The sequence below is a fragment of the Pseudoalteromonas sp. 31A1 genome, from assembly GCF_011378815.1.
GTDB classification, from domain to species: domain Bacteria; phylum Pseudomonadota; class Gammaproteobacteria; order Enterobacterales; family Alteromonadaceae; genus Pseudoalteromonas; species Pseudoalteromonas arctica.
Genome location: NZ_WTKY01000002.1, coordinates 126236 through 139092 on the forward strand (window position 1 = coordinate 126236; position 12857 = coordinate 139092).

Below are 12857 nucleotides of genomic sequence, written 5' to 3' on the forward strand. Positions count from 1 at the left end.
TTTGTATTAAAAGCTTGTAACAACTAGTGTTTGTAGATATACCTATAAATATTCGCGCCGCTTATGTCGGCAAAACACATTTTCAATATTTGGTTAGAAATAGGCAACTATGGGCAAATCGCTAGTAATTGTAGAGTCTCCTGCTAAGGCTAAAACAATTAATAAATATTTAGGTAATGACTTCATCGTAAAGTCCAGTATTGGGCATGTACGAGATTTACCTACTTCAGGTTCGAGCAAAGCTAAAGTGCCGGCAACTAAAACGCCAGCAGAAGTTCGTAAAATGGAACCTGAAGAGAAAGCAGCGTATAAAAAGCAACGAGATTATACAAACTTAGTCGCGCGTATGGGTATAGACCCAAACCAAGGCTGGGATCCGCATTACGAAATACTGCCTGGTAAAGAAAAAGTTGTTCAAGAATTACAAAAGCTGGCTGAAAATGCAGACCAAATATATCTCGCAACGGATTTGGATAGAGAAGGGGAAGCAATTGCTTGGCACCTTCAAGAAATCATTGGTGGTGATCCTGCTAAATATAAGCGCGTAGTTTTTAACGAAATTACTAAAAACGCAATACAGCAAGCGTTTGAAACACCTGGCGAGCTTAATACTGATATGGTTTACGCTCAGCAAACACGTCGCTTTTTAGACCGTGTTGTTGGCTTTATGGTATCACCTTTATTGTGGGCTAAAGTGGCCCGCGGACTTTCTGCAGGACGAGTTCAGTCTGTTGCTGTACGTTTATTAGTAGAGCGTGAACGTGAAATTAAAGCATTTATTCCAGAAGAATTTTGGGATATTCACGCTGACGTTAAAAATACTGAGTCTGAGTTACGCTTAGAAGTAGCCAAACAAGCAGGAAAGCCATTTAAGCCTGTAAATGAAGCTCAGGCTAGCGCAGCGGTTAAAAGCCTTGAGAATGCAGAATATAAAGTAATTAGCGTTGAAGAAAAACCAAGTAAAAGTCGCCCAAGTGCGCCATTAATTACTTCAACCATGCAGCAAGCGGCAAGTACACGTTTAGGTTATGGCGTTAAAAAGACCATGATGCTTGCTCAGCGTTTGTATGAAGGCGGTTATATTACGTATATGCGTACCGATTCAACTAATCTTTCAAAAGACGCGGTTGAAATGTGTCGTGAGTATGTAACAAACGAGTTTGGTGCTAAATATTTACCAAAAGATCCAATTAGCTACAGCTCTAAAGGTAATGCACAAGAAGCGCATGAAGCAATACGTCCTTCAAGCGTTACCGTGTTATCTGGGCATGTTGAAGGTGTAGATGCTGATGCTAAAAAACTGTACGAGCTAATTTGGCGTCAGTTTGTAGCGTGCCAAATGGTACCTGCTGAATACGATTTAACAACACTAACTGTTGCAGCTAACGACTTCCAGCTTAAAGCGAAAGGCCGTGTGCTCCGCTTTGATGGTTGGACAAAAGTACAACCTGCGATACGTAAGAAAAACGAAGAAGATCAATCACTACCGGCTGTTAAAGAAGGTGAAGTCCTTACTTTAATCGAACTTGATCCTAAGCAACATTTTACTAAACCGCCAGCGCGCTTTAGTGAAGCAAGTTTAGTAAAAGAGCTTGAAAAACGCGGTATTGGTCGTCCATCTACTTATGCGTCAATTATATCAACGATTCAAGATCGTGGTTATGTACGTGTAGAAAATCGCCGTTTCTTTGCTGAAAAAATGGGTGAAATAGTTACCGATCGTTTGGTTGAAAACTTCACTGATTTAATGAATTTTGATTTTACAGCAAAAATGGAAGGCCGTTTAGATGACATCGCTGAAGGCGAGCGAGTATGGACTGAAGTTCTTGATAAATTTTATGCTGATTTTTCAACGCAATTAACTGTCGCTAAAGATGAGCCAGAAAATGGCGGTATGCGTCTCAACGAGATGGTTGAAACGGATATTGAATGTCCTACGTGTAGCCGAAAAATGGGTATACGCACAGCATCAACTGGTGTTTTCTTAGGGTGTACTGGCTATAGCTTACCACCTAAAGAGCGTTGTACAACGACAATGAACTTAGTGTCGGGCGATGAAGCGGTTGCAGCCGATGTCGAAGACGAAGAAACTGAAAAGCTAATGCAGATGAAACGTTGCCCGATTTGTGAAACGGCAATGGATTCATACCTAATTGACGAAACCCGTAAATTACATGTGTGTGGTAATAATCCAGCATGTAAAGGGCATATAGTTGAAGAAGGTACCTTTAAAATTAAAGGCTATGACGGACCAATTATCGAATGTGATAAATGTGGCTCTGACATGGAGCTTAAATCTGGTCGCTTTGGTAAGTACTTTGGCTGTAATAATGACGAGTGTAAAAATACACGTAAACTACTTAAAAGTGGCGAAGCTGCTCCACCAAAAGAAGACCCTGTTCACATTACTGAATTAGAATGTGAAAAGTCAGATGCGTATTTTGTATTACGTGATGGCGCCGCGGGTATATTTTTAGCTGCAAATACTTTTCCTAAGTCTCGTGAAACACGTGCACCTAAAGTAGAAGAGTTAAAACGCTTTAGAGACCGTATTTCGCCTAAGTTTTATTACTTAGCAGATGCACCTGCTAAAGATCCTGATGGTAATCTTGCTGTTGTACGCTATAGCCGTAAAAATAAAGCTCAGTATGTTATGACTGAAGTTGACGGTAAAGCTACTGGCTGGACTGCTCATTATGAAGCAGGTAAATGGACAGAAGAAGCGAAGAAAAAGGCAGCACCTAAAAAGAAAGCTGCTGCAAAAAAGGCACCAGCTAAAGCAAAGCCTAAAGCGAAAGCTAAAAAAGAAGATGAATAAGCACGTTATCGCTTATTCATAACTTTTTATAGGTTTTAAAAAACCATAAAAAAACCGGAACGCACAGCTTGTGTCTATTCCGGTTTTTTTGTGCTTAGTTGAATGTTTTCGCAACGGCTTTATTAGCAGTACATTCAACTAAGCGTATTGGAGATACCAATTTTATTAAAAAATGGTCATTATATTGCACTAAATAACCCACTCACTGCGTTAAAAAACATTCATATAAAACAACTATACGTCATGCTATTTCACTTGCTATTGAGCTATTTTCTTAGCGGTATAATAGAACATTAATTTAATGCAATTGGTATGATTAAATCTTAACAGAAGATACTTTTTTATAGCCTTCAGATTCAAGCTCATCATTTACGCATTTTAATACGTAGGCATTTAGCTCTTCATTGCTTACGTCATCATCTTTAGCCCAGTTAACACACATTTCTGTGTATTCTTTTACCATTTCGGCTGAAGCTGTTGGCGCATCGTCTGCTACCGCGTAAGTCGCAGATACTGCAAATAGTGGAGCTACGATTAATGCTAGCAATGCTTTTTTCATTCGTTTATTCCTAAAAAAATGGTGTGATGACTGATTTACCCAGTTTAAGATTAGGTTTAAACCAGTAGTGCCCAATCCAGAACAACTCTGTTGGTATACTGATTTTTAAACGAAAACGAAATAAAAGATAACGAAATTTTTTTATCGTGAGGATGAGTAATTTACTTGTCAGGATTTCGCAGCATTGTGTTGCAGTGGTTTATAAGCTAAGGTCGCTTTTTTAATTAAAAGACAAATCAATGTCATCACACACCCCTAATAAAAAACCACGCCAAGCTAATAAAGTAGAGCATGCATTAGAATCTTTTATTTTTAAAGGGCGTTGGCTACTAGCCCCATTTTTTGTGGGTTTACTATTTGCAGTTGTACTGTTGTTAATAAAGTTTTTTAAGCAGCTTTATTTAATGGGTATTGCGACATTTACAGCAACCAATCAAGAGTTACTTGTCGGTATTCTAACTTTAGTTGATACAGCATTATTAGCGGGGTTATTGCTGATCATTACATTTAGTGGTTACGAGAACTTTGTTTCTAAGCTTAATATTGATAATCACGAAGACAGACCATCTTGGATGGGAAAGGTTGGTTTTTCAGGTCTAAAGATGAAATTAATAAGTGCGATAGTCGCTATTTCTGCTGTTGAGTTATTAAAAGTATTTATAAACTCAGGCGCATATCCAAGTGATGAGCTACTTTGGAAAGTGACTATTCATGTCACGTTTGTAATGTCAGGCGTTTTATTTGCTTTAACTGACTACTTAAACAGTAAAACCCAAAGTCATTAGAAAAATTAAATGCACAAAAAAGCCCAAGTAATTTACTTGGGCTTTTTATGTTTAGAACTTAGCTGTAATATTAAGTGTAATTCTTGATGTCATTAACACTTTGCATAAAAGCAAGCGAAAGGCTCAAGCGTAAGTGTGTCTTGGCTTAATTTTGCGCTGTGGTGGCTAAGCTCATTGTATTCTTTAACGATTGATGTTGGCATATCAATACTTGTTTGTTGAGAGTTTAGATTAAATATGCACAGCATTTTTTGCGGTCCAAGCGTTCTATAAAAAGCAAGCACAGGCTCAGGCGTTTCAATAAACTCAATATCACCCTCAAGTAAAACAGTTTGGCTCTTGCGCCACGCCATAAACTCACGGTAGGCGTTTAAAATTGAGTTGCTATCATTAGTTTGCACAGCGACTGATTGCTGTTTGTGTGCATCATCAACAGGTAGCCAAGGTTTTACGTCACTAAAACCCGCATGAGGTGAATCAGCTTGCTCCCAAGGCATTGGCGTTCTACAGCCATCACGCCCTTTAAAATTAGGCCAAAATGTTATGCCATATGGGTCTTGTAAGTCTTCAAAGGCAACACTTGCCTCACCTAAACCTAATTCTTCACCTTGGTACATACATACACTGCCACGAAGGGAAGCAAGTAGGGCGGTTAGCATTTTACATTGCTGAGGGTTTATTTCGCCATTTTCACTCCAGCGACTTGCTACGCGCTCTACATCATGGTTGCTAAATGCCCAACACGGCCAACCCTCAGTCATACGTTGTTCAAGAGTTTGAACCGTAGTTCTAATATATTCACTTGAATAATCATTTGTTAAGAGCTCAAAGCTATATCCCATGTGCAGCTTATCGCCACCTTGGGTGTACTGCGCCATTGTCGCCAATGAATCCTCTGATGAGATTTCGCCAAGCGATACAGTACCTGGGTATTTATTAAGTAATGTGCGAATGTCTTGCATAAACTCAATATTTTCTGGCTGAGTGTTGTTGTAGTAATGATACTGAAATGCGTATGGGTTATCTTCACTAAAACCACGACCCTGGCGCTTATCTTTTGGTTTAGCTGGGTTATCGCGAAGTTGTGCATCGTGATAACAAAAGTTAATAGCATCTAATCTAAAGCCATCAACGCCTTTTTTAAGCCAAAACTCTACGTTATCAAGTACAGCTTGTCTTACGTCAGGATTATGAAAGTTTAAATCGGGTTGTTCGGTTAAAAAGTTATGCAAATAATATTGCCCACGGCGAGGTTCCCACTGCCACGCGCCACCACCAAAAATAGACAGCCAATTATTAGGTGCTGTGCCGTCATCTTTAGCTTCAGCCCAAACATACCAATCCGCTTTATCGTTATTTTGATTTTCGCGGCTATCTGTAAACCATTGGTGTTGATCTGATGTATGGCTTAGTACTTGGTCAATTATAATTTTAATGTTGCGATCGTGGGCTTGGCTAATAAGTTCATCAAAATCGTTTAAATCACCAAAAAGCGGGTCAATGTCACGGTAGTCACTAATATCGTAGCCAAAGTCTTTCATCGGCGATTTGAAAAAAGGTGAAATCCAAATTGCATCAACGCCTAAGCTTTTAATGTAATCAATACGATTAATAATCCCTTTTAAGTCACCAATACCATCGTTGTTGCTATCTTGAAAGCTACGCGGATAAACTTGATAAATAACCGCACCTTTATACCACTGCTTTTGGGTCATGCTTTTCTCCGTCATTCCACACAGTATTTAGACTATTCTTTATTGTGATTACGATTAATCACGTTATTTTCAAAAAGCATACGTGAAGCCTGTAATTCTGTAAAAAGTCTGCATACGTATGCACTAAAAATAATGCAATAAAATTATTTAAAATAAGCGCTTAGCGCATCTTTAGCGGTGTTCGTTTTGTGTGTTTAATGTTTACCAATTATGTTATTCATTCATATTTTAGTTAAATTTCACCTAACAGTTTGTACTATAAAGGAAATATACCCTTGGTTTTACTAGAAATGGTCTGACCAATTTAACACTTAGTGAGTGTGCAATTATTTAAACGTTATATAACAGCGCTAATTAATTTCATCTTGTTTACATTCAAGTAGGGAGGCTATTAGTTTTCTACAGAATAGATTTAATATATCATTCCCTTTCAGTGTTTTTTGTTTTGTTTATTTTTAATAAAATCATATGGTTAAAATTATATTCGTGTAATGTATGTTAATGTTAGGCTATATTGAGATTGTTGAATACGTATGCATAAAGTTGTTAATAAAATAAATCTGGCGTTAATATTCATCCTGACAACAAAATTAGCTCGCCTTGTTTAACTATCACTTAAGCATTGAACGCGGGTATCACAATATGGGTAACGGGAAAACATTATGTCTATGTTCAAACCAAGTATATTAACTTTGGCATTAACAGCTGCAGGCTTATCAAGCTTTGCTACACAGGCTGCTCAAGAAGATACAATAAAAAAAGATGATGTAGAAGTTATCGAAGTTAAAGGCTTTCGTGGCAGTGTGGTTGAGTCTATTAACACAAAACGCTTCTCTACACAGGTTGTAGAATCTATATCGGCTGAAGACATTGGCAAATTGCCAGATTCTTCAATTGCTGAATCAATTGCACGTTTACCAGGCTTAACAGCTCAGCGCTTAGACGGGCGAGCAAGTCGTGTCTCTATTCGTGGTTTTGGCGAGAATGAAAGTGGCACAACGTTTAACGGTCGTGAGCAGGTATCGATTGGTGATAACCGTGGTGTAGAGTTTGACCTTTATCCATCAGAAATAATGAGCGGTGTAACCGTTTATAAAACGCCAAATGCAAGTATTGATGCTGAAGGTATTGCCGGTGTTATTAATATGCAAACCGTGCGCCCTTTAAGTAAAGGCGAGCGTGTTGTGCAAGTAAATGGGCAGTATGAGCAAACCAGCTTTGGTAAATTAAATCCAGACGGTAATGATGACGGCTATCGAGGCACTATCTCATACATTGATCAGTTTGCTGACGATACAATTGGCGTTGCATTTGCTTTAAATACAATGAGTTCACCAAATCAAGAAAAACGTTGGAATTCATGGGGCTACCCAGAATTCACCGAAAATGGTAACGATTATTCAATTTTAGGCGGCGCTAAACCATTTGTACGTTCATCAACCCTTGAGCGTGATTCGGCAATGCTAGTACTTGAAGCAGCCCCTACTGACAAATTAAACATGACGTTTGATGCGTTATATGTAGATTTTACAGATGAAAAAATTCTACGCGGTATTGAAGTTCCATTTGCATGGGGTCAAGGTAGTATTGATGCAAATAGTGTTGTAGTTGATGAAGCATCTGGCTTTATAACAAGTGCAGTAACACAAGGCCAACGTGTAGTAGTTCGAAACGATTATGAAGAACGCGAAGCGGAACTTACAGCTTTTGGTTTTAATACTAAATATGATATTGACGATTCGTGGTCAGTAGAGTTTGATGCAAGTTATTCACAAGTAGACCGTAAAATCTGGAGTGTTGAAAGCTATTCAGGCACTGGCCGTGGCGATGCTCGCGGTGTGGCAGATAACTTAGGTTACACATTTAATGGTGGTAACACTGGAGCTACTTTTTCACATGATTTAGATTATAGCGATTATGGTTTAATTCAGTTAGGTGGCCCGCTTTCGTGGGGTGCAAGCTCTGCACTTAACGATAAATATGGTTTAACTGGTACTGAATATGAAAACCAAGCGCAAGATGGTTTTATTAATGCACCGACCATTGAAGATGAGCTATCAACATTAAAAATAGCCGCTTCAAAGGTATTAGAAAACGAGTACATAAGCTCTATTGAATTTGGTATGTCTTACAAAGAACGTGAGAAAACAAAAGATTCAGAAGGTTACTTCATGACGTTATCTAGTTTCTCATTAGATAACCCAGGCATGCTTAGCGTGCCAGAGCAGTACCGCAACGGAAGTGTTGATTTAGGCTTTATTGGCATGGGCGACATGATTGCTTATGACGTAAATGGCTTAGTTAACGATGGTTATTATGACTTACTGGCAGAGAGCTTAACAAATACAAGTCATGCGACTAAATCGTGGACTGTAAAAGAAGAAATCACTTCTGCATTTGTTCAAGCAAATATTAATGCTGAAGTAAGAGGTCTTGCACTAACGGGTAATGTTGGCGTGCGCTATGTACAAACTGATCAATCATCACAAGGTAATGCATTTAGTACTGTTGATGGTGTCGTTGTTACATCACCTACAGACATAAGTCATGATTACTCACACGTATTACCTAGCTTAAATCTATCTCTTGCGATTGATGAGCAACAAACAATACGCTTTGGTGCTGCTAAAACAATTTCTCGTGCACGTTTAGATGAAATGAATTCATCAGTTAATGCGTCATATAATCAAACGCCAGATGAAAATGGTAACTACTGGTCTGTATCGGGTGGTAATCCAAATTTAGAGCCTAAAGAAGCAACCGGTTACGACTTTACTTACGAGAATTACTTTAGCGATGAAGGTTACTTCTCTGCTGCGTTTTTCTATAAAGATTTAACTCAGTGGATTTTTGACGGTACTTACGCAATTGATATGTCGGGTGTTGCAGACCCATCTACTGGAGAATTACCAGCAACATCATCGGGTACTGGCAGTGGTAAAATAAATGGCGGCGGTGGCGATTTATATGGTTACGAGCTATCACTGGCATTACCATTTAAACTATTTCACCCATCACTTGAAGGCTTTGGTTTAATAGCTAGCCATACCGGTATTGAGTCTGATATTGAAGATCAAAACGGTAACGATTACGAGCTACCAGGTCTTTCGGATAAAATTCAAAGCTTAACGGTTTACTACGAAATGCATGGCATGCAGTTACGTACTAGTATGCGTAAACGTAGTGCCTTTAAAGGCGATGTATATGGCTTAGGCTTTGACACGGAACAAGTTGATATTTTAGGTGAAACTATTTGGGATGTCCAAGCGGGTTACGACTTTAGTGAAGCGGGTATTGAAAGCCTTGAAGGTTTATCAATTCAGTTTCAAGTACAAAACTTAACAGAAGAACCGTTTACGTCGCTTTCAGGCGACAATGCACTTCAAGTACGTGATTACCAAGATTACGGTCGTACTTACTTGTTAGGCTTTAGCTACAAGCTATAATAAAAACTGTGTGTAGAAGCCCTTGTAATTTGTGTTACAGGGGCTTTTTTATAGCTAGTTTACCTAACTTTTTAACCGTACTTAAATTTAATAAAACGTGGATAATAATATGAAATCAATAAAACACGTGGTAATTGCAGGCGGTGGTACCGCAGGATGGATAACAGCAGCACTGCTTAATAAAGTGTTAGGTAAAGTAATTAATATCACACTAATAGAATCATCGGCTATTGGTACGGTTGGAGTGGGCGAAGCAACAATTCCGCCGATTGTTCAGCTCAATAACGCGCTGGGTATAAACGAGCAAGATTTTATTAATGCCACTAATGCTTCAATAAAGTTAGGTATTGAGTTTGAAAACTGGAAAACACCAAAGCATAATTATATGCATGCGTTTGGCTCATTTGGTAAAGACTTTCCTTTTTGTGATTTTTATAACTTTTGGTTAAAAGGCCAAGTTACGGGTTGCGAAGACGAACTATGGGATTTTTCACTCAATTACCAAGCGGCTAAACAGCATAAATTTGCCCCTTTAAATACCATTCCAAACACCCAACTACCTGGGCTGAGTTACGCGTACCATTTTGATGCCACACTTTACGCCGAATATTTAAAAAAGTTGGCTATATCGCGCGGTGTTAAACACATAGATGCAAAAATAAACCATGTTGAACAATGCTTAACTACAGGCAATATTAAAAGCCTAACACTTGATAACGATACTCAAATTAGTGGTGATTTATTTATAGATTGCACAGGGCTGTGTGCCTTGTTAATCGAGCAAACACTTAATACAGGGTTTATTGATTGGTCTCATTACTTACCCTGTGATAGTGCAGTGGCCGTTCAAACACACAGTACCAATGAGCTAAAGCCTTATACGCGCTCTATTGCACATAGTGCAGGCTGGCAATGGCAAATACCGCTGCAAAACCGTATTGGTAATGGCCTTGTTTATTGCAGCCGATATTTATCAGACGATGATGCTAAACAGCTACTTCTTCAAAAATTACCCGCTGAGCCAATTACAGAGCCGCGCGTTATAAAATTCAAAACAGGTCGGCGCTTAAAGCAGTGGCATAAAAACGTGGTTGCGGTTGGTTTATCAAGTGGGTTTTTAGAACCGCTTGAGTCAACCAGTATTCATTTAATTCAAACTGCGGTTACACGCTTAATTAAGCTATTTCCACACAATGGCATTAGCGATGCGCTAGTGACTGAGTTTAATAAACAAAGCGTAATTGAAATAGAGCACATACGTGATTTTATTATTTTACATTACAAACTCACCGAGCGAGAAGACTCTCCATTTTGGCGCCAATGTAGGCAAATGGATATACCTGACTCCCTGAGCCAAAAAATGAATTTATTTAAGCAAACAGGCAAGGTAGTACGCGAAGACGACGAGCTATTTGCTGAGGTTGCTTGGCAGCAAGTAATGATAGGGCAAGGGCTTATCCCTGATGACTACAATAGTATTGTGGATTCGTTAAGTGATGAGCAACTGAGCGATTTATTTTCTACCTTAAAAACATTGATAAACTCAACAGTTGCGCAACTTCCAACTCATCAAGATTTTTTAGCCAGTATTAAAAAGGTTTAATAATGCGATTTTTAAACACACTTTTACTAGTAAGCGCATGTAGCTTACCAAGCTTTAGTTATGCACTTAATGTAGAGCCTGCCAATTGGTGGGTCGGAATGAATAAAAATAACATTACAGTACTCGTGCATGAGCAAAATATAGCTAACGAAGAATTTAAATTAGATAAGTATAAAGGGGTTGAACTTAATAACGTAACACGTACCGACAACCCTAATTATGCTTTCCTTCATTTAAATATTAGCGATAACGCCAAAGCAGGAACGCTCAAGTTTAACAGCACTAATACAGCGCATAGCTTTGAGTTTCCTTTATTTACTCGAGATAAAAATAGCGCGCAACGCCAAGGTTTCACAAGTGCAGATGCTTTATATTTAATTAACCCAGATCGCTTTGTAAATGGCGACTCCACAAATGACACCGTTAAAAGCATGCTAGAAGCTGCAAATCCAGGCTTTAAAGGCGGGCGACATGGAGGGGATATTCAAGGTGTTATTAACGCATTACCGTATTTAAATAATTTAGGTGTAACACAACTTTGGCTTACTCCAGTGCTTGAAAACAACATGCCAGATTACTCTTATCATGGTTACGCGATTACAGACTTTTACAACGTTGATCCGCGAATGGGATCGAATAACCTATACAAAACGTTATCAATAAAGGCTAAAGAGCAGGGCATTGGGCTTGTTATGGATATGGTGCTAAATCACTTTGGTGCTGAGCACCCGTGGATGAAGGATAAACCAACTCAAGATTGGATTAACTTTAATGGGCAGTTTGAAAATGGCAAAAATGCCACAAGCCATGCGCGCCAAACAATTCAAGACCCACACGCAAGCAACTATGACAAACGCCAATTTAGCGATGGTTGGTTTGTTGCTAGCATGCCTGATTTAAATCAGCGCCAACCACTTTTAAGTGAATATTTAATTCAAAACGCTATTTGGTGGATTGAATACGCCGATTTAAGCGGTATTCGTGTAGATACTTACTCTTACTCAGGCAAAGCATTTTTAAGTGATTGGACAAAAGCCATTATGGACGAATACCCACACTTTAATATTGTTGGTGAGGAGTGGACTTCAAACCCTGCAATAGCGTCGTATTGGCAACGCGGCAAAGTAAATCAAGATGGGTACACATCAAGCTTACCCAGTGTAATGGACTTTTCGTTGCAAGAGGCAGTAATTCAAGCTTTAAATGAAGATGAAAGCTGGAGTACAGGCTGGGTTAAAGTATATCAATCATTAGCTAATGATTTTTTATACCCAGATACCAATAACATTATGGTGTTTGCTGATAATCACGATATGAGCCGAGTATATACAGAGCTTGGGCAAGACTTAGCTAAAACTAAAATGGCGATGACATTATTTTTAACAACGCGCGGCATTGCTCAAATGTATTACGGAACGGAAGTAATATTAGATAACACGCCGAGTAAAGATCATGGTGATATACGTATTGATTTTCCTGGTGGGTTTAAAAATCAAAAAACTAATGCGTTTACAGGTGCTGGTTTAAGCGAAGAGCAGCGCGATATGCACAAGACCATTAGCACGCTACTTAACTTTAGAAAGCAAAGCCCTGCGCTTACAAAGGGTAAGCTCGTTCATTTTAGTCCGCAAAATGGTGTTTATAGTTATGCTCGCGTTAGTGACACGCAAACTGTATTAGTTTTTATGAATAAAAACAAAGTAACACAAAAGCATAATCTTGATTACATGCAAGAAGTTATACCAAAAAATGCCAATGCGCAGGCATTATTCACACAACACACTTTTAAACTAACTAACAGTATTAACTTAGAGCCAATGGCTGCCACGGTATTAGTGATTAATACGCCGTGAATGTTTAAGTGAATACGTATGCAGCAACTGTATGCTTGCTGCAGTTATCTTTAGTATAAAGCTATAACACTACTGACA

General features: G+C 38.7%; 7 protein-coding genes. 5 read left to right on the forward strand and 2 right to left on the reverse strand.

Translation table 11 applies throughout. From position 1 onward, the window contains the following. The first annotated feature begins 109 nt into the window (after positions 1-109). A complete protein-coding gene (gene topA / locus GQR52_RS03040) occupies positions 110-2818 on the forward strand; it encodes a type I DNA topoisomerase (protein ID WP_165727402.1) in 2709 nt (902 codons plus the stop codon). A 316-nt stretch (positions 2819-3134) separates the two neighbouring features. Here the strand turns inward: topA and GQR52_RS03045 are convergent, their stop codons facing one another. After that, positions 3135-3377 carry a hypothetical protein gene (locus GQR52_RS03045; protein WP_007582596.1) on the reverse strand — a complete coding sequence of 81 codons (243 nt, stop codon included), beginning with the start codon at positions 3375-3377 and terminating at the stop codon, positions 3135-3137. 239 nt (positions 3378-3616) lie between these two features. On the opposite strand from GQR52_RS03045, the gene GQR52_RS03050 reads away from it, so the two are divergent. Beyond that, positions 3617-4162, forward strand: a complete 546-nt coding sequence (locus GQR52_RS03050; protein WP_007582598.1) for a TIGR00645 family protein — start codon at positions 3617-3619, stop codon at positions 4160-4162. Positions 4163-4254: 92 nt separating this feature from the next. Here GQR52_RS03050 and GQR52_RS03055 read toward each other — a convergent pair whose 3' ends face one another. Further along, entirely contained in the window at positions 4255-5877 is a 1623-nt protein-coding gene (locus tag GQR52_RS03055) for an alpha-glucosidase family protein (protein WP_165727403.1), read from the reverse strand. 662 nt (positions 5878-6539) lie between these two features. On the opposite strand from GQR52_RS03055, the gene GQR52_RS03060 reads away from it, so the two are divergent. From GQR52_RS03060 to GQR52_RS03070, 3 genes are all read left to right on the forward strand, one after another. Further along, entirely contained in the window at positions 6540-9323 is a 2784-nt protein-coding gene (locus tag GQR52_RS03060; RefSeq protein WP_165727404.1) for a TonB-dependent receptor, read from the forward strand. Between the two features lie 109 nt (positions 9324-9432). Next, entirely contained in the window at positions 9433-10926 is a 1494-nt protein-coding gene (locus tag GQR52_RS03065; protein ID WP_165727405.1) for a tryptophan halogenase family protein, read from the forward strand. A gap of 2 nt (positions 10927-10928) precedes the next feature. Further along, positions 10929-12779, forward strand: a complete 1851-nt coding sequence (locus tag GQR52_RS03070) for a glycoside hydrolase family 13 protein (RefSeq protein ID WP_165727406.1) — start codon at positions 10929-10931, stop codon at positions 12777-12779. The last annotated feature ends 78 nt before the right edge of the window (positions 12780-12857 follow it).